At 58.7% G+C, this 21,309-nt stretch carries 23 protein-coding genes; 14 read left to right on the top strand and 9 right to left on the bottom strand.

The features are described 5' to 3' along the window. Positions 1 to 3: 3 nt before the first annotated feature. Positions 4 to 2,016: a serine/threonine-protein kinase gene (locus tag M9Q49_RS35150; protein ID WP_254514029.1), complete on the bottom strand. Its 2,013-nt coding sequence runs from the start codon at positions 2,014 to 2,016 to the stop codon at positions 4 to 6. 109 nt (positions 2,017 to 2,125) lie between these two features. Beyond that, positions 2,126 to 2,854 (bottom strand): RNA polymerase sigma factor, encoded by a 729-nt coding sequence (locus M9Q49_RS35145; RefSeq protein WP_254514027.1) that lies wholly within the window; start codon positions 2,852 to 2,854, stop codon positions 2,126 to 2,128. A 164-nt stretch (positions 2,855 to 3,018) separates the two neighbouring features. Here M9Q49_RS35145 and M9Q49_RS35140 point away from each other — a divergent pair, with 164 nt between their 5' ends. From M9Q49_RS35140 to M9Q49_RS35130, 3 genes are all read left to right on the top strand, one after another. Next, positions 3,019 to 3,240 carry a hypothetical protein gene (locus M9Q49_RS35140; protein ID WP_254514025.1) on the top strand — a complete coding sequence of 74 codons (222 nt, stop codon included), beginning with the start codon at positions 3,019 to 3,021 and terminating at the stop codon, positions 3,238 to 3,240. A 90-nt stretch (positions 3,241 to 3,330) separates the two neighbouring features. After that, on the top strand, positions 3,331 to 4,230 hold the full coding sequence (locus M9Q49_RS35135; protein WP_254514024.1) for a hypothetical protein: 900 nt from the start codon (positions 3,331 to 3,333) through the stop codon (positions 4,228 to 4,230). Between the two features lie 107 nt (positions 4,231 to 4,337). Then, positions 4,338 to 4,601 carry a hypothetical protein gene (locus M9Q49_RS35130; RefSeq protein WP_254514023.1) on the top strand — a complete coding sequence of 88 codons (264 nt, stop codon included), beginning with the start codon at positions 4,338 to 4,340 and terminating at the stop codon, positions 4,599 to 4,601. Positions 4,602 to 4,603: 2 nt separating this feature from the next. Here M9Q49_RS35130 and M9Q49_RS35125 read toward each other — a convergent pair whose 3' ends face one another. From M9Q49_RS35125 to M9Q49_RS35110, 3 genes are all read right to left on the bottom strand, one after another. Next, positions 4,604 to 5,221, bottom strand: coding sequence for a hypothetical protein (locus tag M9Q49_RS35125; RefSeq protein WP_254514022.1), 618 nt, complete (start codon positions 5,219 to 5,221; stop codon positions 4,604 to 4,606). Positions 5,222 to 5,305: 84 nt separating this feature from the next. After that, positions 5,306 to 6,379: a dienelactone hydrolase family protein gene (locus M9Q49_RS35900; RefSeq protein ID WP_254514053.1), complete on the bottom strand. Its 1,074-nt coding sequence runs from the start codon at positions 6,377 to 6,379 to the stop codon at positions 5,306 to 5,308. A gap of 601 nt (positions 6,380 to 6,980) precedes the next feature. Continuing rightward, positions 6,981 to 8,645 carry a sigma-70 family RNA polymerase sigma factor gene (locus M9Q49_RS35110; protein WP_254514021.1) on the bottom strand — a complete coding sequence of 555 codons (1,665 nt, stop codon included), beginning with the start codon at positions 8,643 to 8,645 and terminating at the stop codon, positions 6,981 to 6,983. Between the two features lie 819 nt (positions 8,646 to 9,464). On the opposite strand from M9Q49_RS35110, the gene M9Q49_RS35105 reads away from it, so the two are divergent. Continuing rightward, positions 9,465 to 10,877: a hypothetical protein gene (locus tag M9Q49_RS35105; protein WP_254514020.1), complete on the top strand. Its 1,413-nt coding sequence runs from the start codon at positions 9,465 to 9,467 to the stop codon at positions 10,875 to 10,877. 583 nt (positions 10,878 to 11,460) lie between these two features. After that, a complete protein-coding gene (locus M9Q49_RS35100) occupies positions 11,461 to 11,748 on the top strand; it encodes a hypothetical protein (RefSeq protein WP_254514018.1) in 288 nt (95 codons plus the stop codon). Positions 11,749 to 11,845: 97 nt separating this feature from the next. On the opposite strand, the gene M9Q49_RS35095 is transcribed toward M9Q49_RS35100, so the two are convergent. Beyond that, entirely contained in the window at positions 11,846 to 12,463 is a 618-nt protein-coding gene (locus M9Q49_RS35095) for a DUF2314 domain-containing protein (protein WP_254514016.1), read from the bottom strand. A 197-nt stretch (positions 12,464 to 12,660) separates the two neighbouring features. On the opposite strand from M9Q49_RS35095, the gene M9Q49_RS35090 reads away from it, so the two are divergent. From M9Q49_RS35090 to M9Q49_RS35060, 7 genes are all read left to right on the top strand, one after another. Then, a complete protein-coding gene (locus M9Q49_RS35090) occupies positions 12,661 to 12,807 on the top strand; it encodes a hypothetical protein (RefSeq protein WP_254514014.1) in 147 nt (48 codons plus the stop codon). 229 nt (positions 12,808 to 13,036) lie between these two features. Beyond that, positions 13,037 to 13,414 (top strand): hypothetical protein, encoded by a 378-nt coding sequence (locus tag M9Q49_RS35085; RefSeq protein ID WP_254514012.1) that lies wholly within the window; start codon positions 13,037 to 13,039, stop codon positions 13,412 to 13,414. 289 nt (positions 13,415 to 13,703) lie between these two features. Continuing rightward, complete coding sequence (locus M9Q49_RS35080; RefSeq protein ID WP_254514011.1) at positions 13,704 to 14,489, top strand: SDR family oxidoreductase; 786 nt, start codon at positions 13,704 to 13,706, stop codon at positions 14,487 to 14,489. Between the two features lie 231 nt (positions 14,490 to 14,720). Then, positions 14,721 to 15,068 (top strand): ribosome hibernation-promoting factor, HPF/YfiA family, encoded by a 348-nt coding sequence (gene hpf / locus M9Q49_RS35075; RefSeq protein WP_254514010.1) that lies wholly within the window; start codon positions 14,721 to 14,723, stop codon positions 15,066 to 15,068. A 102-nt stretch (positions 15,069 to 15,170) separates the two neighbouring features. Continuing rightward, the gene (locus tag M9Q49_RS35070) at positions 15,171 to 15,644 is read left to right on the top strand and encodes a PTS sugar transporter subunit IIA (protein ID WP_254514009.1); all 474 of its coding nucleotides are present in this window, start codon (positions 15,171 to 15,173) and stop codon (positions 15,642 to 15,644) included. A gap of 152 nt (positions 15,645 to 15,796) precedes the next feature. Next, positions 15,797 to 16,102 carry an HPr family phosphocarrier protein gene (locus M9Q49_RS35065; protein WP_254514008.1) on the top strand — a complete coding sequence of 102 codons (306 nt, stop codon included), beginning with the start codon at positions 15,797 to 15,799 and terminating at the stop codon, positions 16,100 to 16,102. Positions 16,103 to 16,155: 53 nt separating this feature from the next. Next, positions 16,156 to 16,593, top strand: a complete 438-nt coding sequence (locus M9Q49_RS35060; RefSeq protein ID WP_254514007.1) for a hypothetical protein — start codon at positions 16,156 to 16,158, stop codon at positions 16,591 to 16,593. Between the two features lie 28 nt (positions 16,594 to 16,621). Here M9Q49_RS35060 and M9Q49_RS35055 read toward each other — a convergent pair whose 3' ends face one another. Both M9Q49_RS35055 and M9Q49_RS35050 read right to left on the bottom strand, forming a co-directional pair. After that, complete coding sequence (locus M9Q49_RS35055; protein WP_254514006.1) at positions 16,622 to 17,158, bottom strand: YfcE family phosphodiesterase; 537 nt, start codon at positions 17,156 to 17,158, stop codon at positions 16,622 to 16,624. Between the two features lie 162 nt (positions 17,159 to 17,320). After that, a complete protein-coding gene (locus M9Q49_RS35050) occupies positions 17,321 to 17,797 on the bottom strand; it encodes a hypothetical protein (protein ID WP_254514005.1) in 477 nt (158 codons plus the stop codon). A gap of 293 nt (positions 17,798 to 18,090) precedes the next feature. Between M9Q49_RS35050 and M9Q49_RS35045 the strand changes: the two genes are divergently transcribed. Beyond that, a complete protein-coding gene (locus tag M9Q49_RS35045) occupies positions 18,091 to 18,993 on the top strand; it encodes a sigma-70 family RNA polymerase sigma factor (protein WP_254514052.1) in 903 nt (300 codons plus the stop codon). Between the two features lie 142 nt (positions 18,994 to 19,135). Beyond that, on the top strand, positions 19,136 to 20,122 hold the full coding sequence (locus tag M9Q49_RS35040) for an alpha/beta hydrolase (RefSeq protein ID WP_254514004.1): 987 nt from the start codon (positions 19,136 to 19,138) through the stop codon (positions 20,120 to 20,122). Positions 20,123 to 20,207: 85 nt separating this feature from the next. Here the strand turns inward: M9Q49_RS35040 and M9Q49_RS35035 are convergent, their stop codons facing one another. Further along, entirely contained in the window at positions 20,208 to 21,038 is an 831-nt protein-coding gene (locus M9Q49_RS35035) for a CAP domain-containing protein (protein ID WP_254514003.1), read from the bottom strand. Positions 21,039 to 21,309: the final 271 nt, after the last annotated feature.

Raw genomic sequence — 21,309 nt, 5'->3', positions numbered from 1 at the left:
TCGTCAGTGCGTCACCGGAATGGGTATCGTGAGATGCGAGAGTCCGAGCACGACAACCAGAAAGAGCACAACGATCCAGAGGACGTAGTGCCAGACCATCGAGTGCATCTTGCCCGTTTGCAATCGTTCCATCTGCCGCGCGACTTGCAGTGCGGCGAAGCCCGTTAAAGCAACCGCATGCGCCCAGCAGAAGAAATGAAAGGCCGCGTGATAACCGGTGGCGCTGGCTTCGACCGTGAGCCAGGGTGTCGGCTGACCGGCCGAAAAGCGTTGCACCAGCTGGCCGCCCTGCATCAGACGCTGACCGTGGAAATTGAAGTATGTGATGAGGCAACCGAGATACACCAGCGATGCCAGGGCCCCGATGATCCAGCACACGGTCTTACTGCGCAAGAAGTAAGCGACAATCACGCCCAGGTCGTACCACACACTCTCTTGATCACGCAGGCTCATGCGCTGCGCGTGCACGCGATCTTGCTCGGCGCGCAGGCGTTTCTCTTCTTCAATGACGCGGTCAACCGGAGGAGCGGCTTTGCGATTTTGCAACCAAACGACGAAGCCAATCAGCAAGCCAAAGCCCGCTGGCACTGCCAGGCCGAGCCACAGAATCCATGTGGGCCATGTGCGAACATTGCTGACGTTTTCCAATAACTTCATCGCGGCAGGATCGCGCGACGCGCCGCTCAACGTGTGCAGGCCGAACGCGCCTCCGCCGATGGCGTAATAGCCCACAGCACAGCCGCCCGCCGCAAGTGCACCAATGGCGAGTCCGCCGAAAGCCAGCAATCCAAACGCACAACCGCCGAAGGCGAATAGCAGGCCGAGCGAAACCCCACCGAGCGAAAACAAACCGACTGCGACACCACCGCAGGCAAAAACTCCCACCGCGCGGCCACCAATGGCAAGTCCGCCGATCGCGGTGTCTCCTATGGCGATGATCCCTTGCGCAATTTTTGGCTTGCCAGTCTGGGCGTCGATACCGGACGCGATGTGTACCAGTGGCCAACCAAAGAACTCCGCCTGCGAACGGTACTCACGGCCGACCATCCTCTGCAGTGCCGCAGGCGAGATCCCGGCGATCGACTGCACTTGGGTCTTCACCTCGCTGACGTGCTGGTAACGAAGTGTCGGTTCACGCTCGAGTGATCGCAGCACCACTTCATCGAGTCGCGCATCGACGCCGAAGGTCTTCGACGGCGGCGCAAACCGGCCGACGGGAAGCTCGCCGGTTAGTAGTTCGTAGAAGACCACACCGAGCGAAAAGATGTCGGCGCGATGGTCGACTTCTTTCGACCCTTGCATCTGTTCGGGCGCCATGTAACGGAGCGTGCCCATCACCTGATGCGTGTGAGTCAGATTTTGATCGGCTTGATCCTGGCCGAGAAGTTTGGCGAGGCCGAAGTCGGCGATTTTCACGCGGCCTCGTTTGTCGATGAGGATATTCTCCGGCTTGATGTCGCGATGCACGACACCCTCATCGTGGGCAAACTGCAGCGCATCGCAAACTTGCGAAACGATCGACAATGCATCCTTTGATGTTAGTCCGCCGCTGTGAATTGCCTGTCGCAGGTTGGCTCCGTCGACGTATTCCATCAGAAAGTAATACAGCCCATCGACCTGGCCGAAGTCATACACGGCGACGATGTGCGGATGATTCAGCTTGCCGAGGGCGCGGGCTTCGCGCGCGAAACGTTCGGCAAAGGCAGGATCGTTGCCGATCTCAGGCGGCAGGATCTTGATCGCAACGAGCCGATCAAGGCCCCGTTGCCGCGCTTTGTAGACCGCGCCCATGCCGCCCTTGCCCAGGAGTTCCAGAATTTCTAGCTGTGGAAACTTCGCGGCGAGGATGGCGATCTCCGGTGGCGAAAAACCGCCGGGCGGCGTAGCCGGAGAAGTCGCGCCGCCACTTTCGAGGCCAGCATTTAGCAGGCACCGCGGGCACAATCCGGCCGGCGCGTGCTCGGGAATCGGCATGCCACAGGTCGGGCAACAGCGGGAAATGGCAGGATCGTTCATGAGAGTCACAACCGGGTAGTGCCGGCGAAAAACCGGCTGAATGAGCTTTGCTACCGGTTTCTACAGGATAGTTTGCCACCCGTGACAAAAATAAATCGACACTTCCCGGTTATCCACCAGCGAGCACCTGAAACAGGTTCCGAATTTCATCGTCCACCTCGCTTTCGGTGGCAACGGTGTGGCTGACTTCTTCCCGCAGCAGTTCGCGATAACGCTTTCGCAATCGACTGCCCGCCTGGCGAGCGGCTTCTTCGGAGATTTGCAAATCGGTCGCGATCGCGAGAAAGGGGAGCCGATCGGAACCGCCGACGAGGACCTCCTTGAGGAGTTCGAACTGTCGTTCCTTGCCGGCGGCCGTCTGTTCCGCCTGCAACCGTTGCATCACGTGCTCGAGCAAGAGCAGCGCCCACTGCCGCTCGAAGAGTCGCTCCGGCGTTAGTTCGTGCGCAGGCTCTAGGCGGAGCCGCGACTCCGCGGACTCCAAATCCAAGGAGATGGGCCGCTCGCCGCCGCCGCGCTTTTGCGCACGCCCTCTTTCCCATTCGTTGACGAGAAAGTTCTTCAGCGACGTGAGCAGGAACGCGCGAAACTTGCCACGCTCGGGCGAAGCCGCGGCGAGCGAGTTTTTTTCGAGCAGTCGGGCAAAGAACTCCTGGGTGAGGTCCTGCGCCTCGGGCGATGCCAAGCCGCGACGGCGGACATAGGCATAGAGCGGGTACCAGTAGCGTTCGCACAGTGTCTGCAGGGCCGCGGTAGCCGATTTATTGTCGCCGCCCGCGCGCAGCACGAGGCTCCAGTGGGTCGTCGCAAAATCTGGCGTGCCGGAGTCACAACTCATGGTGCTGATTGTAGTGGTTGCAGTAACCAGTTCGGGAAATATCCCGGTAACAAAATCAGCATCGCTACGCTGGGCAGAGAAGACAACAAGACTAGCAAGCACTGCTGCGGCCTGCGAATCAGCACCAATCTGCGAACTCGCAGCCATAACACAGGAATCATCGGATGGTCGCCACGACAAAAACTCAGTTACCCGATTGCCAGTTCGAAGATAACGAATTCGATCCCGCAACCTCGGCCAACTACTGTGTCGCCTGGCGAATCCGTTGCCAGAATGCCTGGAATCGGCAGTACTTTGCCAATCGTTTTGAAGCTCACCGCCGCTATCTCGAATTGGTCGCTAAGGTGAGCGAGATTTGCCTGTATGTGCCCTGCGAGAGTCCGTGAGCCGGCATTTTGCCGCGGTACGGATTACGATGACAGCCGAGCACCCGAAATAGACCTTTTCTTTTTCGGGTGGTACGCTGACAATTCGTCATGGCTGCCTCCGCTGAGCATATCGAATCCGTCCTCCAGACCTGCGCGCAGGCCGCGGCTGCCAATCGCCGTACCAAAGCCCGGCAGGGGAACGTCGTCTTTCTCGATGCCGACCACGGCGACGAAGTGATGATCTCGGCCGACCTGCATGGCAATCGGTTGAACTTCAAACGGATACTGCAGATCGCCGATTTGCCGAACAATCCGCGCCGGCACCTGATCATGCAGGAAGTTTGCCACGGCGGACCGGCTTACCCTGGCGATGCAGGCTGCATGTCGCACCTGCTGCTGGAAGATGTCGCCGCGCTGAAGTGCGAATATCCCGAGCGGTTTCACTTTTTGCTCAGCAATCACGAGCTCGCCGAGCTGGGTGATTTTCCGATCTGCAAAAGCAAGCGGATGCTGAATTTGCAGTTTCGCGCCGGCATTGTCGAGCTCTACGGTGCGGCCGCGACCGATAAAATCCGCGGCGCTTATCTGCAGTTCATCAGTACGTGTCCACTGGCCATTCGGACCGTCGGCGGCGCGTTCATTTCTCACACACTGCCCGACCGCTGCGACGTGAACGGCTTTAATCTGAATGTGTTCGAACGGCCCCTCACGCCCGCCGATTGGCAACCGGGAAGTGACATCTTCCGCCTTGTCTGGGGTCGCGACTTTCGCGCTGCCAACGCGGCTGCCTTTGCCAAGATCGTCAACGCCAAACTGCTGATCCATGGCCATGAACCATGCGCCAACGGTGTGTCCACGCCCAATCCGCAGCAGATCATTCTGGATTGCTGCAGCGGCCGGGCTGCGTATGCGATCCTGCCGATATCGCAAACCATTACGCAGATCGAAGCGCTCAGCCGCATCGGCTATTTGTACGAACGGGTGAACGAGGAAGTCGCCGCGAAGTGAGGGCGCCTGCATGCCGCTGGGAATTGATCCGACGGTCGACTGAAGCAGAAGCACTGAAGGGACTGCTGCCAGGTCGCGAATTTGCCAAGGCTACTGGAGTTGTGGAAATGATTGCTCAAACGCCCGAAGAACGGTATCAGTACCAGGCTCGCCTGAAGGCTGAGCGTGATCAGCGCTGGAACCTGAAAATGGCAACAGAGCAAGGACGCGAAGAAGGTGAGCGCAAAGGCTTGGCCAGGCACATTCGAATGATGCAGGGCGTCTTGAAGCTTCCACAGACATCGCAGGAAGAACTGACGGCGATGGAATTGTCCAGCCTTTCCAAACTGTGCGACGATCTGGAAGGCAAATTGCCACCTGCTTCGGCCTGAGGTTAGCTCGCAGGGATCGCCCGCAGCCGATAAATCCACCGATACGTCTGAGCTCCCTCCTGCACCGGCTCGTTGAATTGCGTGTGCAGCTCTTTTTCCTGCAATTGAATCGTCGGCAGTGGCGAATCCTTGGCTTGTTCGCCCATGAACTCCAGCGTGAGTTTTCCCACTCGCAGTTGTACGCTGTTGTCTTGTTGTGCGTTTTCCACACGCGGGCCGATGCGGTAACGCGAGCCGAGGTTGGCGGGGCGGGACTTGGCGCGGCAGGCGATGTCGAAGCGGAGTGTCTGGTCGGCGGCTAATTGCTCGATGCTCGCCGACCAGTGGCCGTCGCCAGACATGCCCATGAGCAGGGCGACCGGCAGTTGCTTGGGCCGGGTTTCGATGCTGACGAATTGCAGCGGCGGGCTGATCGGCCAATCGTCATCAGCAGTGCCTTCGATGCTTTCTAGCAGCAGCACAGGTCCGACGATCTCGCTATTGGCCGGCACCACGAGGAACACGCGATGTTGCCAGCGATCGTGAGCCCGATCGAAATCGACGCGCAGTGCGTAGCCTTCGCCCAGCGGCAGTTCGAGACGGTTGGCAATCGGGGGAGCGGAGCGGGCGGGGCCAGGCATGCGACGGCTAACTTCAGGGCGACGAAATGCTTATCGAACAAGCCTCAATTGTCGCGGCAAACGATCCTTCGTAACAGGTGGCGCTCACCGGTTTGGCGCTCGCGGCGACTTCGAATGATTCTCCAGTATTCTCTTCGAGCGCCGCTGCTCTGGTTTAATTCGTTGCTCAGTTTTACCGATTTGCATGTTGATCCAACTAATCCCTGACGGGACGCCGTCGTCGATCATCGACTGGTAGTGGTCGCCGAAGCCAACCATGTCCAGCTCCACGTTGGAGTTCGTATTGCGAAGAATATTGGTGAAACCTTCGACTTGGTCCCGGTCCACCACTTTGTCCCCATAAGAGGCAAATAAGTAGACCGGACATTCAATGTGCTTGGCATGCGTGGCAGGAGAGGCCTTCGACATGTAGAAGGTTAGCGACGGCATCCTTCTCAACAATTTAAAAAAGGAGTCGGGTGGGAGAAACTTCGCAATGTCCGTGACCGGTGCGTAGGCAACACAACCGGCCAGACGAGGTTCATGAGCGGCAAACAGCAACGCGGCAGTTCCTGCGGAACTATGTCCCGCGGCGAAGATCTGATCTGGGTTGACTTCGGGGCACTTCTGCAGGACGTACTCAAACGCATTGCGAGCGTTCACCATCCCCGCGCAGGCGGCCTTGAAGTCTTTGTGGACCGTTTTGAATTCAGAGTCGGTCTTGAATTCCTGGCTGCCATCCATCTCGTACACCATCACCGCCATGCCGGCATGCACGTACGGCAGGTGTTCGGCAGCATCTTCGACAGTCGTGATCCGATCGAAATTTTTCCCCTGAAACAAGTTGCTCCCCGCCGCCGTGATTAAGACGCACGGAAGCGACCCGGGCGCATGCTCGCCCGGTGGCAGATAATAAAACAGCGAGCCGCCGTGGCCAGGAGTCGAGTAGTGCCCGTTGCGACTCGTGCCGAGCGGGATGCTGTGTAGCATCACATTGCCGAACCGCTTTTTCATGGCCGTCTGGTACGGCGGGAAATTCGGCAGAGGAACTTTTTCGAGATCGTAGCGGCCGTCGGACCCGCCGCTGCTATCGCCGCTGCGCGACTCGGCTAAGAAAAACAGGCCACCGCAGCAGACAAGCACCATCACACCGACAACCGCGAAGATGGTGGTAATCACCGTCCCGGCGCTGCTTTTCTTGGAGCCGCGACCGCGATTGATTACTGGCGTCTGCCGCGGTTTTGTCGTGACAACAAACGGCTGGGGCTCCGGTGGTGGCTGATAGACGGGCTGCTGATAAACAGGTGGTTGATACTGCTGCGGTGGATAGGGCGGCTGCGGATAACCGGGTTGTTGGTAGTTGGGCTGTTGGTAGCCCGGTGGTTGATAGGGCGGAGTTGGGCGCGGCTGCGGGGGATGATTCGGTGGCGGATAATTCGGTGGTGCATAGCCGGCCGGAGGTGGCTGTGGCTGCCACATTTGCGGAGGAATCGGCGGCTGCTGCGGAGGAGGAGTTGGTGGCGGCAGCGGATTGAGCGGAATTGCCCGCGGCAGAGCGCGAGGTCGCGACCGAGGATCTGGTGGCGGCTGGCTGTTGTCTGGCATTGGACAGTCGCTTCAGGAAGGCTGCGAATAACGAAACGTTCAGACTACATGGTGCGTGGGGTATTGCAACTCCTTTTAGCGTAGGGAGTAGCCATCGAACCCAACTTTCAAACGAAAAAAGGGATGAGCTTTCGCTCATCCCCGAAGGTTGCTTTTCAAAATCTCACGGCCGAATTTAGTCCGGCAGTTCGATGTGTTCGCTCATCGCGACCTGACGAGCCTTCGTCAGAGCACGCGACTCAATCTGGCGGACGCGTTCCTTGGTCACACCCATTTCGGCGCCGACTTCTTTGAGGGTCAGCGGTTCTTGGCTGTGATCGAGGCCGAAGCGGCTGATGATGATCTGCCGTTCGCGTTCGTCGAGCTGGGCCAGGATCTTTTGCACCTGCGACTCCAGCGTGTTCTGCACTACTTCCTGATTTAGCGAGTCCGGCCGGCTATCGGCTTGGCCGACGAACAGTTCGTCCTGGCTGGTGCGGAAGCGGTCGCGCCGCTTGTACTCTTCCGGAATGGTGCGGGCGAAGTTCTTCATGATGGCCCACGAGGCGTACGTGCTGAACTTGTTGCCGCGCGAGAAGTCGAACTTCTCGACGGCACGGATCAGCGACATATTGCCATCGCTCACCAGGCTGAAGAAATCTTCCGTGCCGCTCACGTGCCGCTTGGCGATCGAAACCACCAGCCGCAGGTTGGCCTGCACGATCTCGTTCTTCACCTTGACCGCTTCTTCGTACAAGTTCTCAATCTCGTTCATCTCGCTGGTGCGAGCGGCGGCGGGATTGAGCTGATCGCGAAGCGTCTTGGCCTTGTGCTTCAGGAAGTTGAACTTGCGGAACAAGTGCATCTCCTGCTCACGAGCCAGCAGCGGCACTTCGTAGAGAGCAGCCAGGTACGGCGGCAATCCACTCGGGCTGCGCAGCTTGCGCGTCGGGGTTTCTGGCACCGGCATCGGGCCAAAGAACTCTTTTTCGTTCTCGGGCGTGAAGCTTTCGTGGTGCATGTATTCGAGCGGCAGTTCCAAAATCCGCTTGGCGCGAACTTCGTTCAGCACACGATAGACCGTGGTCCGCGTGCGGCAGTACCGCTTGGCGAGCACGTCGATCGAATCACCGCGTTTGGCTTGCTGATAGATCCGCTGCTTCTGCTCGTCCGACAACAGGCCCGTCTGGTCCGGGAAAATGGCCAGATGGGGATTCTGCTGATCGAAGTTTCGCAGGGTGTAACGAATCGTTTCGACGCTCCGGTTCATCCGCTTCGCGACGCGGCGAGCAACTTCCGAGGGGCAACCGCCAGCCGTCGCCAGGCGACGAGCGCGATCGATGATCTCGGTCTTCTCGATTTCGGTCAGCTGGCTAAACTTTTCGCCGCGTTTGATCTTCTCTTCGTTCTGGGTCATGAAGCGTTCGACGCTGCTGCGCAGGAAACCCACGCGTTTGCGACGTCCTTCGAACACAAAACGACGGCTCACCAGACCCTGCTCACGCCAACGCGCGATGGTCTTGGTCGAAACCTTGAAGAGCTTGCTGAGTTCTTCGACGGTGTGCACCGGCTCGCCGGCATCGCCGACGGGGATGTTGGCGGCGTCAGATACGTCTTCGACAAACAGCCGGAGATCGTGAATGGCGTCTTTCCCGTCCATCACCACGCTCGGAGTCGCTTCGGGGCGATAGTCCGTAATGCGGAAACAGAGGTACTCGTACGTATAGTTGCGTTCCCGGTCCATCTCGGCGAGGAGCCGTTCGGCCCGGTTTACTTGTTCGATTTTCTTTTCCCGAGGCGCGAAGCGAACCTGCTGGTCTCGCAGCTGCTTGAGGGACGAGTTGACATAACTGGCATGCATGATAAGCCTCTATTCTACCCGGTTTATGGCCGGGATTTTCCGATCCGCCGACTGTTCCTGGCCTCCTGCCGCCGACTGATCGATTGGGTCCGCCTCTTGCCAGTGAGCCTCTTGCTCACTAACCGCCGAACTCCTGCACTCACTTACGCTTGCAGATCAACGTTTGTTCTCTCTCACCATCAGATACCGGGTGTCGAGCAATTCCTTACACTTGTTGATGACTCTTAGTTGGTTTTTGCCGGACGTTTGTCACATTCTGAAAGACACCGCGCCTTAAAATTTGTGACAGCCACTCGGGCAACGCTTTGGAGGGATGCATTTGCTATGCCGCGTTGGACACCTTGGCCAACGGTACGCGGCAAACCGCCGTTATTGAGTAAGTCACATCCGCTGTAACTCAAGTTCGCGCTTGCGCTTTGGATTTCTCCCAACCCGCAATCGCGGCACATATTCTCAGGGCCGAATCGATCGAAAAGCGCCACGTTTTGCCGTTCTCTGCGTGACTTTGCTATCACAGCGACCAGATCGCTTCCGGGGACAACAATCCAGTCTCACCAGCACAAACCACACGCCGGACAATTGGGTTTTGTTGAACACCGCCACCGTCCCAAACCGATGATCACGATGCTTGTTACCCCGCGGAATAGGACTAATCCGCAAACTGGGTAGGTCGGGCGAAGGGGCGAAGTCTCGATTCGGGACCGCCGTCTCAAATCGGGATCCAAAATGACGCATCTCCGCCACTATAAACACTTCGTTGCCAGCACCGATTCCTTGTCCGCTGAAATTTCTCGGCGGAAATTTTTGCGGGTTTCGGCAGTGGCAGGCCTTCTCGCCACTGCGGGAACTGCTACCTACGCTGCCGACGACGCCAAGCCCAGCAAGGACGGCGCGCTGCTGCTAGCAGTCAACTCCAATGAGACGCGCACCCAGCGGGTGAAGGTCGCTGTCGAAGTCTCCGGCCAGATGAAAATGAACCCCACCGGGCGGGAAGTGAAATTCCTCCCCATGTCAGTAACCGCCGACCAGCTGTTCTTGCAACGGCGGCTGCCGGAAACAAAGCCGGCCGGAAAAGACTCGGCTGCCACTCGCCTGGTTCGCCACTACGAAACGGCGGAAACCAAATTCAATCTGAAAAACACCGAGTTCAGCGAGAAGCTGCGCGACGAGCGCCGATTGGTCGTGCTGCAGGCCGAAAGCGACGAGGGGATCTACTTCTCGCCCGAGGGGCCACTGCTCCGTGAGGAACTCGAACTGATCGACGTTCCCGGCACCGGCGTATTGCCTGAGTCGCTCCTGCCCGGCAAAGCCCTGAAGGTTGGCGAAACCTGGCCGGTGCCCGATGCTGCCGTGGTTCGACTGCTCAGTCTCGATGCCGTTCACAAGCATGACGTTGTCGGCAAGTTCGACGAGCTGCGCGATGGCATTGCGATTCTCTCGCTCGAAGGAAAAGTCACCGGCGCGGTCGGTGGCGTTTCGAGCGAAGTAAATCTCAAAGCCAAGATCAACCTCGATCCCAAGGAGCAACTCCTCACCTGGATCGCCCTCAGCTTCACCGAAAATCGCGCGGTCGGCCATGCCCAGCCGGGTTACGACGTCACCACGCGGATCCGCATCCTCACGGCCCTCACCGACGACGCGCCCGAGCTCAGCGAAAAGTCCCTCAGCATGCTGCCCCTCACGGCAGGCCTTGGTCAAAAGCTGCTGACCTTCCGTTCCGAAAAAGGTGGTCTCGAGCTCAACCACGATCGCCGTTGGCGGGTGATGACCGAGCGTTACGACAGCGCGGTCCTGCGGCTTGTCGATCGTGGCGAACTCATCGCCCAATGCAACATCGCCAAACTCAAGAACTTCGCCAAGGACGAGAAGCTCACGATCGAAGCCTTTCAGGGGGACGTGAAGAAAGCCCTCGAGCAAAACAAGGGCACCATCGCCGAAGCCTCGCAAAACACCACCGATAACGGCTTGCTGGTGTACCGCCTGCTCGTCACTGGCGCTGCCTCGGAAATTCCGATCCAGTGGACCTATTATCACGTCTCCGATTCCGAAGGCCGCCGCGCTTCGCTGGTCTTCACCATTGATGCGAAGCTCGTGGAAAAGTACGCCCACATCGATCAGGAACTAATCTCTGGCTTCCGCCTGTTCGACCCACCGAAGTCCGCCGGCGAACCAACACCGGCCGAAAAGCCCGCTGGCGAAACAGCGCAAAAGCCCAGCACGGCGACCAAATAGCCCCCCTTTCAGACCCCTAGATTATTGCAAGCAATACGAAACTCGATTTCTCGCGCAAATCATTACAGTAAAAAGACTTGGCAGCAAAACCAGCCTGCAATATCGCGCTGGAATATTGCACTTTATTGGTAGTGGCACATTAAGTAGACCCGCAAAATAAGGCGGGAACAACTGCCGCTAATCATCGATGCCCGACCCAAACCGTGCCGGATTACGCGGTGGAGTGAAGTCTTTCGTCATTATTGCCAAACGGAATGCCCATGGCCCTCATGACACCCCAAACCGCGAGACTGACTATCGCCACAATGTTCCTGTTCGTTTGCGTTGCGGCGTACTGTTACTGCGCGTATGAGTGCAAGGCGATTCAGGGTAGATGGGAGCCGGTTACCGGGTCTGACGGCGGCTGGAGCTTCGGCACCAATGGGTATGCCGACGCGCCTTTGGGTGGCAGGTCGCGTTACAGCGTGTATCCGCTAATTCGCAGAATCAAGTGGGGAGAGGTGTATCTCCCCTACAAACGAGATGGCGATGATCTGAAGATTTGGATGCACGAGGAGCCGCACACTTTTAAAAGAGTTGGGACATGACCCGCGAATCCCGCGCACCTCTGATTGTCGCCATCGTGCTGTTGCTCCTGCCAGTGTTGTACGTGGGGAGTTATTTGGTGCTGGTTCAACCAGGTGAAGATCGGCTTGAAAGAGTGAGCATGGATCGCATCGCCTTTCGGAACTACCGCATGAATGGCGACTGGCCATCGCGAATCTTCTGGCCCCTAGAGCAGATCGACCGGAAGTTGCGGCCGGGAGTGTGGGCGAGTCCGGCGTTTGAGTCACGCTCAGGGGCATCGCCAAAGATTCCGGTTTCCCCTTAATTCCGCCTTTCCCGGCTAAGGTCCACTTAATGTGCCACTACCACTTTACTGCAACCCAAACGGGTGGCATTGAATAAGCCAGAGCCACCCTCAAAATCTACTCCGCCTCCAATACCGCCATGATGTGCAGCGGATGAAATGACACGACGTCGCCGCAGGCTAGAACCTGTGCGTGATGCGGGTCGTTGGCGAGTTCGCCGACGTAGTTTTCGTCTTCGTCGCGGTCGGTGATTTGCACCCACATCCGCTCTGTTTCATCATCCTGCCGTTCGGCGTCTTCGGCGGCGAAACGAAAAATAAGCTTCACATAAGTGCCGGGCGGAAGATCGTCTCGCGTTTCTTCCGGCGGAGGAGTGATGTCGTCGCGATATTGCGACAGCCAGAGCGCGTCTTCCAGGTAGTAACCGTTTTCGGCGAACGTGGGATACGGATTGTTCTTCTCCAACAGCCACGGTGCTCGAACGCTACTGCGTGTCGCTCGCCAGCCATACGGCAGATCACGCAACTGCGCGAGCGCGGCGTCGCGCGTCACCATGCTCGCCAGCGAAACGACGCGCGCAACTTCCGCGGTCGCCGGCTGATCGTCATCGCCATGAAACTGCCAACCGCCATCGAAGTCGTGATACACGCGCAAGATCGGCGAACCCTCGAGCACAAAGGTCGTGGTAAAGCACGCAGTGTTCGGCTCGTCGTGGAAGGGCCAGGCTTGATTCACGGGATCCCCTTTTCCAGCAGCATACTCCAGCTTCCGCCGATTGTGCGGAATACTCCGTGTAATCTGCTTGGGCCAAGTTTTTTGAAATCCGCTCGCAGGCAAGCCGATGACGAGGAAGAGACGCCGATCTTTCTTTCCCTGCCCACTCACCGGCCATGTGCGACACTTCCAGCTTATCCGCCGCTCAGAACTCTGCCGTGCAAACGCAGATTATGATCAGCGTTCTTGGGAAGGCCCAAGCCGCTGACAAGCAACAGGGCGCAGCCATCAATCAGATGCTGCAATCGGCCGCCCAAATCGGCAAGACGCTCGATACCGGCAAGCAGCTCGATCTCTACGCGTAACTCCCAGGTAGCCCGACGCGTGAGCGAGGGTTTGGGCGCGAAGACTCTAGATCCACCCACGTGCGACAGCACAACCGCGATGGTGCTGCCGCACGTTGCCAATTCTTGCGTCCACGCGCCCAAACCCTCGCTCACGCTGCGGGCTTTCTTGCGGCGGCGAAAACCAATGCGCCTTACACTGCGTCTTATTCAGGTGGCGCCTCTTCAAATCCGACGGAAAGACCTTCTCGTGAAAAACCTCCCGCTCCTTGCAATGGTTATCTGTCTGTTCGCCACGCCGGCCGCGTTTGCCAAACGCTCGCCGCCGGTGAAGGTCGATCCGGTTCGGCAGGGAGCGGTCGAGTATCGCGTGCCGCATGACCAGATGGGCTGCGTCGAGGCTTGGGATGTGTCGACCGATCGGCTGATCTGGCGGAAGCAGGTGTATGTCGTCCGCTACGATGTGGTGCTAGAGAAGGACGTGCAGGATGTCTTCATCACCCTCGTGACGCCGACCAAAGGAACGCTCGTCATCAAGAACGAGAATCACTCCGAGTACGTGCTCGACCTCGATACCCTGCAGGTAACGGTGACGAAGGGAAAGCTCGTCGAACACGTGAAGCGGTGAGGCGTCGGAGAGATGAAGGGTTGAAGAGAGGAAGAGGGTAGGGAAAACAACAGAGAACCCTTCACCGTTAGGCTGTTCCTCTCTCGCCTCTCGCCCCCCGCCTCCTCCCTCCCCATGCCTTCCGCCACCGACTACCATCAGGGTCGTTCAAGCGGCAAATCAGGGCAGTCGAATCGACTGTAGCTGAATTCGCCAGAATTCAGATGGTCACGCCCGATTGCCACCTCTGAATTCTGGCGAATTCAGCTACTTCGCATTCGTTCTGCCAATTCGGGCGGGATGAGTTTCCATGGCGAGTGAGTTTCTGACAAAACTGTTTGGGCTCGACGGCCAGGTTGCCGTGGTGATCGGCGGCACCGGCGTGCTCGGCGGTGCGCTGGCCGAAGGGATCGCTGCGGCGGGGGCCATTGTGGTGATTGCTGGCCGTTCGCAGGAACGGGGCGCCGAGCGAGTGGCTGCCATCGAAAAAGCGGGCGGCCGGGCGATCTTTCTGGAAGTGAACGCCGACCAGCGCGAGAGTGTGCAGCAGCTTCTCCGCAGTACGCTCACGCGGTTCAGCCAGGTCGACATGCTGGTGAACTGCGCTGGCACGAACAGCGCCATTCCTTATGCCGAGATCACCGACGAGCAGTGGAACTCGGTGATCACGAGTCAGCTCTTTACGACGCATCTCGGCTGCCAGGTTTTTGCGCCTTACATGGCGACTCAGGAAAAGGGGGGCAGCATTCTGAACATCGGCAGCGTGACCTCGCATTTGCCGTTGTCGCGCGTGTTCGCCTATTCCGCCGCCAAAGCCGCCGTGGTGAACCTGACGAAAAACCTGGCCCGCGAATATGCAACGCAAAAGGTCCGCGTCAACGCGATCTGCCCCGGCTTTTTTCCTGCCGAGCAGAACCGCAAGATTCTGGACGCCGCGCGGGTCGAAAACATCCTCCGCCAGACGCCCATGGCCCGGTTCGGCGAACCGAGCGAACTGGTCGCCGCGGCCATCCTGCTCCTCTCGCGCGGGGGGGGATCGTTCATCACCGGCGAAGATCTGTATGTCGACGGCGGGTTTACTTCGATGCGGTTTTAACCGCCCGCAAACAGCGCAAGGCCTTGCCGCTGTGCGATCTGCGGCGACCGACGGTTGCCCGACTCCTGATTCCCGCCTGCTGGCCTCATCGTTACATTGGATTTAAACGGAGCGGCGCACAGCATTTCGGCTTTGCGCATTTCCCGTGAGGTACGATTTTTCCTGCCCTGTTGCTCGTCGCAGTAAAAGCTAGACTAGAGGGCTTCCCTTTTGACTTTTGGAGTAGCATCGGTGCAGATCAACATCTCGGCACGGCATGGCCATTTGAGCCCCGGCACCCAGGAAAAAATTTCCGATAAGGTGGAATCGATCCGCCGGTTGTTTGACCGGATCACGGCGATTCAGGTGGTGGTCGATCTCGAACATCGCGACGAACCGAGCGTGGAAGTTCGGATCCTGGCCGAACATCACGACGAGTTCATCGCCACCGTGAAGGCCGAAAATGTGCTGACCGCGCTCGATGGAGTCATCGACAAGGTCGAGGCCCAAGTGCGAAAATTCAAGGAACGGCTGAAGGATCATAAGGCGACCGGTCATAAGCACCTGGAGCCCCCCGTCGCCGAAGCGACAGATGAATAGTCTCGCGAGCGAGGCTTTCGCAATCGCGGTGAATCGAACAAACTTGATTTAGATACAATGCGGCAGTCGCTGGCTGCTCCTTTCATTGCAAGGAACTGAGAAATGAAGTTCAGTGATTTTGTACAGGTCGACGCCATCAAGGCCAGCGTGACCGCTCTGCAGAAGCCCGACGTGATCCGCGAACTGGTCGAAGGCTTGGCGGCAGCGGGCGCCATCAATGCCGCCGATCAAGAAGGCATCATCGCTGCCATTCTGAAGCGCGAAGAACTCGGCAGCACCGGCATCGGCCGCGGCGTGGCCGTTCCGCACACCAAGCACCCCAGCGCCACCAAGCTGGTCGGCACCGTGGGCGTGAGCCACGAAGGCGTTGACTTCAACAGCCTCGACGGCGACAAGGTTCACCTCTTCTTCCTGCTCGTCTCGCCGCCGGATCGCCCAGCCGATCACTTGCGGGCCCTGGAAAATATCTCGCGCCAGCTGCGCGACGACACGTTCTGCCGCTTCCTCAAGCAAGCGACGTCGGTACAAGACATTCGTCAATTGCTCGACGAAGCCGATCACAATCAGTTCGCCTAAGTTTAGTTTGCCTCGTTCGCAGGGCAGCGGATCATCGTTCCGCTGCGATTTTTCTGCATCGGTTTCAGCGCAGTGTTTTTCGGCGGACTGCGCTGCAGGTGTGAGTTTTTTCGCTCGCACCCTTTTCGGTTCCCTCTTTGGCGTTGTTCGTCATGTCCGAGCCCACAGCTGAACGTCTCGTTGTCGTTGTCAACACGCAGGGCTTTCATGCGCGCCCGGCGCACCTGTTCGTCAAAATGGCGATGACGTTCAAGAGCAAGGTGCAGATTCAAAAGGGCAACCAGATCATCGACGGTAAGAGCATTCTCGATCTGCTCACCCTCGGCGCCGGCAACGGCACGCAATTGAAACTGAAAGCCACCGGCCCTGACGCGGCCGAATCGCTCGACGCACTCGCTCAACTCGTCGAGGGCGGTTTTGGCGAGTTGGAGAATGGCCACGAACCGGCTGCGACGTAGTTCAGCCGAAAGTTAGCCAGCCGCGGCGAAGTGAAACACTTGGCAGCAATTGCATGGCTCCTCATGATTTTCGCGTTGTGCTGCTCGCCGCGAGCGACACTGCCGTTCGCTTTGCTCGTCAGTTCGTTACCAACGAGCTATCGCTGGAATTTCGGTACCGAGTGTTGCTCAATCAATCGTACGATGGCAACGCGTCTCCCGACGACGTGCTGTATCCCGACGATGACGGCGTGGAGCTAAGCAACCTCACTGCGGATCAAGTCGTCGACTGTCTCTGCCGCGACGGCTGTTGGCCGCAGTGGATCGATATTTCTGCCAACGCTGTCAGCCCTGACTACACCCTGTTGCGTCTCTTGTGTTGCGGCCGATTCACTGACAATCCGGCGAAGTTGTATTACCAAGGGACTGGAACCGGTCCATTCGGCATCAAAGGGCCAATGTTCCCGGTGGGGCACATCAACGGAACGAAGTTCACGCTGCCGACGGTTTAGTGCTCGCTAGTGAACACCAAATCTCGTGTCAGGCCCCTTCTACCGCCGCCGGCAGTGGTTCGCTCGGTGGAGCTGTCGGGAGCAGATCGATGATCTGCACTTCGCGCGTGGTGGTCTCCAGCACCGCGATTGTCGGCCGGCCAAAGCTCCAGCCGCTGGTTTCGCCGGGGTTAATCAGCATTCGGCCATCGGGCTCGCGCTCGACGCGGGCCTTGTGCGTGTGGCCGACGATTTGGATATCGAACTCTTCGTTCAGGCCGCGCAGCTGCCGTTTCATATGCACGATAACGAACCGCGTGCCGTCGTTGGCCGTGTAGCGCACCGGCGCTTCTTCGATCGTCCCCAAGCCGGTGAAACCCGACTTCAAGCCGATCTTGTTGCCTTCGTTGTCGCCGAAGCAAGCGACGACTTTGCAATTCAGCCGCTTCAGCGGCGGCACGCTGATGGTCGAGACAATGTCGCCGGCAAATAGCACGACCTCGACCTGCTCTTGATTAAAGCGTTCGACGGCCAGCCGAATATTGGCCAGGTGATCGTGAGCATCGGCAAAGATTCCAATTCGCATGGAAACATTTTCATCGCCAGCCGGAATAGCTGCAAGGTCGCGTAGTTCGAAGCCATGCTTCGAATGAGCGGCCGCCAGTAGGACCGCCGATCAGTCTGTCTCGCTCGTTCGAAGCATGGCTTCGAACTACGCGATCCTGCTCGAGCTAACTGAACAACCGAATCAATATGGTGCGTGCCAGAAATATCCCTTCCCGCGTTGCCGGTCGTAGGCCACGATCGTTCCGCCGCCGCTGTCGCGGTGATGGTCGTATGCCAACCCTTGCGAGACGAGGGTTTCGCGCGTGGCCAGCGTCCGTATTTGTTCCCGCTCCTGCCGGAGCGTGGGGTTCGGCATGAGGTCGGGGAGCGGCATGCGGATGAGGCAATAGCGGGGCACGCGCACGGGCCTGTTGATCGTCGTCAGCTTCTCACCCGACCATTTCACGAAGTCGTCTTCGGGAATTTCGAATTCATACGCGGTGAAGGCATACGACTTGTAGTACGAGACATTCTTCGCAGCGGCGGGGAGCCAAGGGACGGAAGGCCGGCTCTCGCCATACTCGACGCGGGTCAGCACTCGGTGGAAGCCGAGATACAGCCAGAGGAAGACCGCAACGGTCGTCACCAACAAAAACAATCGCTGCAACGAAAAATTCACGGCTGAACCCGTAAGCACCGAGCGGATGAACAGGTGGTACCGTTTATTTTAGTTGTTGCGACGAAAATCGTGCACATTCTGGCCTGCTGCGAGCCGTTAGGTCGCGCATTTGTAATTCTTTGACCCTCCGCTCTACCCGCACAGCCGGCACACTCAGCCACAGGACAGTCCGCGTGCAGTCATTGCCAGCAGTGGACGATAAATCCTTTGTCAACGGAAACGTTTGACATGGCCCAGGGATTTTCGGGCACCGCAATGGCTCCGCATCGTTTAGGTTATTTCGCACGATGGCCATGCTCAAACGCAAGACGGCCGCAGCCGCGGTAAAGGCTGCGCCCCGTAAGAGCGTCTCGTTGCAAACTCCGCTGGAGACTTATCTCCGCGAGATCAACGAAACGGCACTCCTTACCGCGAAGGATGAACAAGAACTGGCCGCCGCGATCGCCGATGGCGATGTGCGGGCTCGCGACCGAATGGTCCGTGCCAACCTGCGGCTGGTCGTCAATATCGCCCGCGGTTACACGGGCAAGGGCCTGAGCCTGCAAGACCTCATCGAAGAGGGCAACCTGGGCCTGCTCCGCGCGGTCGAAGGCTTCGACCCCGGCGTCGGCACGCGGTTCAGCACGTATGCCAGCTACTGGATCAAGCAATCGATCAAGCGCGCTCTGATCAACAGCGCCAAGACGATTCGCATTCCGGCCTACATGGTCGAGCTGCTGAGCAAATGGCGTCGTGCCAGTGCTCGCCTCACCGAAGAACTCGGCCGTACGCCGACGCCGGAAGAAGTGGCCCGCGTCCTCGGCTTGCAGAAGAAGAAGCTGCCGATCATCAAGAAGGCCATCCGCATTTACAACAGCACGCCGCAGACCGATCAAGCCGAAGCTGGCTGGTCGCTGGGCGAGATCGTCATGGACGAGCGTCTGAAGAACCCCGAAGACGTGATGGTCGAAGACGATTCGCTGAAGCATATTCGCGAAATGCTGACGACAATGGACGTGCGGGAAGCGACCGTTCTGAAGATGCGGTTCGGCCTCGAGAACACCGAGCCCCACACGCTGAAGGAAATCGGCGAAAGCCTCGGCCTGACCCGCGAACGCGTCCGTCAGATCGAAACCGAAGCCCTCGCCCGCCTCGCCGACAGCTTGAAAGATCCTCGCGAACGCGAGATGGAAGCCCTCGAAGCGATGGGTGACTAGTCAGAGTCGTCTTTCACTCCGTGAAAGAACGCGTCTTCTGTAGGGCGGACCATTGGTCCGTCTTACGTTTTCAGCGTCCTGGTTGATTGCTACGATGTCGGCTTCTCTGCCGGCATCTCAGTTCAACGATCAGGAGCTCTCTATGCGCACGTCTCTCCGCTTTGCGGCGGCTTTGGCTTTACTCTTTTGCTGGAGCGGTTTCGCCGCCGCTCAGAAGGCTCGGCCAAACCTGCCCAAGGGTTTCGTCGGCGAGTACGACGTGAAGTACGTGCCGGATGGCGACGCAGCCCAGGCACTCGACATCGTCTATCCCGAAACTCCGAGCGACAAGCCGTTGCCGCTGCTGGTGTGGATTCACGGCGGCGGTTGGAGCGGCGGCAGCAAATCAGAGATGCCGTACCTGAGTCAGCTCGCGCGCGGCTACGTGGTGTGCAGCGTTGAGTATCGCTTCAGTCAGAAGGCGATCTTTCCCGCGCAGATTCAAGATTGTCAGGCCGCGATTCGCTTTCTGCGGGCGAACGCCAAGAAGTACAGCATCGATCCCGAAAAGATCGGCGTGGGTGGCGCTTCGGCGGGCGGGCATCTGGCGGCGCTCGTCGGCACGAGTGGCGGAAAGAAGGCATTTCCGGCCATCGGTGGCAATGAAGATCAATCCGACCGCGTACAGGCCGTTTGCGACATCTTTGGCCCGACTGACTTTTACACCGTCATCAAGCAGGCCGAAGCCGACAAGAACGTGAAGAACATCTTCAAGTGGAATACGGATGGTGATCCCTACCACAAGCTGATTGCCGCCAAGGTGGGCGAGGACAAGGAGAAGTGCGAAGCCGTCAGCCCGGTGAAGTATGTCAGCAAGGACAACCCGCCGTTCCTGATCCTGCACGGCGATCACGACACCCTCGTGCCGTATGCTCAAAGCGAAGAACTGCAGGAACTGCTGGGCAAGGCAGGTGTTGAGAGCACGCTGCAAAAGCTCCCCGGCGCGGGGCATGGCGGAGCTTCGTTCCTACTGCCGGGCGTCATCAAACTGGCGACGTCGTTCTTCGACAAGCACCTCAAGGGAGTCGATGCCAAGATCGAAGCCCTGCCCGAGAGCGAAGTGAGCATCAAACCGGCGACGCCGAAGTAAGCGATCGGCGTTAGTATCCGCCTCGGGCCTAACCTACCCCCCTCCTCGGAGTACCGAGGAGAGGGAACGGGGATTCATAGCGACCTTAGCCAGCCGTGTCTTTGTTCGGCTTGGCTTCGGTGTCTTTCACTTCGGTTTCGGCCGAAGCGGGGACGACTTTGCCTTCGGCTTCGGCGTCGGCTTCTTCCGCAGCCAGCTTGGCAGCGGCGGCTTCTTCGGCCTTTTCCTTGTCCTTGGCAAACACGGCCTTGGCGTCGGCTAGGTCAGCCGCAGTGCCCGAACCATAGACGCTGACCCAGTAGGTCTGGCCGTTACGCGACTTGGCGTAGCCGAAGCCCGCTTCGGTCGTTTCGGGGCTGACGATGGCGGCGTAGTGACCGCCGCTACCCTGCCAGCCGGCAAAGGCCGAGTCGATGGTGGCGTAGTTCCAGCCGATGTTCTCGCGAACATTGCCCCGGAAGCCGAAACGCCGGGCCCGACCCACATAGCCCAGATTGACATCGTGGCTGAAGGCCCCGGTCGCGGCCATGTACTCTGCGTGGTTCTGGGCTGCCTGGCACAGTGCCGGGTTCAGCCGATGGGCTCGCAGGCCAACGCGGCCGCGGATGCCATTGCTGCGTTGCAGCATGGTGACCATCGTCGGCTGTTGATACAGCGGCACTGGTGCTGCCTTGGCCGGCGAGGCCGCGGCGGCCTTCTTCGCATCGGTCTTCGGCTGTTCTGTCTTGGGTGTGACGGTCGTAGCAGAGACAGTCTTCACCGCTGGTTGGCTTTGGGTGTCCTTTCCACTCGCCCCGACGCTCTCTTGCGTCGCCTTGGCGTTACTAGTTTTGGGAGCAGAAACCGAATTCGCCGGCTGTTGCGCCGCCGCGATTCCCGCCGAAACCAAAACCAATCCCCATGCCAATAACTTCATCCTGCAAACCTCCCTGAGAAACCTTGACGTTTACGCTGACCGCATAAATTGCGAATCATGCGTCGGCCACGCGGCCTGTGCGGGGCTCATTGACGCTAACCGGTCAAGCGGCGGCAACCAGGGTAAGGCTTCGATGAGGGACTGAACCCCCTCCAATTAGGTGGCTCGCATGCAAACTTTTACATATCAGAGACAAAAATAGCGAGATTGGACAGTTTGGGAAGAGTCGCTAGCGGTGTATGATCTCACCTTTTTTGGTTTATGGATGGCG

Source organism: Anatilimnocola floriformis (assembly GCF_024256385.1).
GTDB classification, from domain to species: domain Bacteria; phylum Planctomycetota; class Planctomycetia; order Pirellulales; family Pirellulaceae; genus Anatilimnocola; species Anatilimnocola floriformis.
This window is presented reverse-complemented; position numbering and strand designations above follow the sequence as displayed.

What these genes read in the sequence shown, in the direction of transcription:
- M9Q49_RS35150 (WP_254514029.1), bottom strand. Translation starts at nt 2,016, where the DNA reads ATGAACGATCCTGCCATTTCCCGCTGTTGCCCGACCTGTGGCATGCCG.
- M9Q49_RS35145 (WP_254514027.1), bottom strand. Translation starts at nt 2,854, where the DNA reads ATGAGTTGTGACTCCGGCACGCCAGATTTTGCGACGACCCACTGGAGC.
- M9Q49_RS35140 (WP_254514025.1), top strand. Translation starts at nt 3,019, where the DNA reads ATGGTCGCCACGACAAAAACTCAGTTACCCGATTGCCAGTTCGAAGAT.
- M9Q49_RS35135 (WP_254514024.1), top strand. Translation starts at nt 3,331, where the DNA reads ATGGCTGCCTCCGCTGAGCATATCGAATCCGTCCTCCAGACCTGCGCG.
- M9Q49_RS35130 (WP_254514023.1), top strand. Translation starts at nt 4,338, where the DNA reads ATGATTGCTCAAACGCCCGAAGAACGGTATCAGTACCAGGCTCGCCTG.
- M9Q49_RS35125 (WP_254514022.1), bottom strand. Translation starts at nt 5,221, where the DNA reads ATGCCTGGCCCCGCCCGCTCCGCTCCCCCGATTGCCAACCGTCTCGAA.
- M9Q49_RS35110 (WP_254514021.1), bottom strand. Translation starts at nt 8,645, where the DNA reads ATGCATGCCAGTTATGTCAACTCGTCCCTCAAGCAGCTGCGAGACCAG.
- M9Q49_RS35100 (WP_254514018.1), top strand. Translation starts at nt 11,461, where the DNA reads ATGACCCGCGAATCCCGCGCACCTCTGATTGTCGCCATCGTGCTGTTG.
- M9Q49_RS35080 (WP_254514011.1), top strand. Translation starts at nt 13,704, where the DNA reads ATGGCGAGTGAGTTTCTGACAAAACTGTTTGGGCTCGACGGCCAGGTT.
- M9Q49_RS35070 (WP_254514009.1), top strand. Translation starts at nt 15,171, where the DNA reads ATGAAGTTCAGTGATTTTGTACAGGTCGACGCCATCAAGGCCAGCGTG.
- M9Q49_RS35065 (WP_254514008.1), top strand. Translation starts at nt 15,797, where the DNA reads ATGTCCGAGCCCACAGCTGAACGTCTCGTTGTCGTTGTCAACACGCAG.
- M9Q49_RS35060 (WP_254514007.1), top strand. Translation starts at nt 16,156, where the DNA reads ATGGCTCCTCATGATTTTCGCGTTGTGCTGCTCGCCGCGAGCGACACT.
- M9Q49_RS35055 (WP_254514006.1), bottom strand. Translation starts at nt 17,158, where the DNA reads ATGCGAATTGGAATCTTTGCCGATGCTCACGATCACCTGGCCAATATT.
- M9Q49_RS35045 (WP_254514052.1), top strand. Translation starts at nt 18,091, where the DNA reads ATGCTCAAACGCAAGACGGCCGCAGCCGCGGTAAAGGCTGCGCCCCGT.
- M9Q49_RS35040 (WP_254514004.1), top strand. Translation starts at nt 19,136, where the DNA reads ATGCGCACGTCTCTCCGCTTTGCGGCGGCTTTGGCTTTACTCTTTTGC.
- M9Q49_RS35035 (WP_254514003.1), bottom strand. Translation starts at nt 21,038, where the DNA reads ATGAAGTTATTGGCATGGGGATTGGTTTTGGTTTCGGCGGGAATCGCG.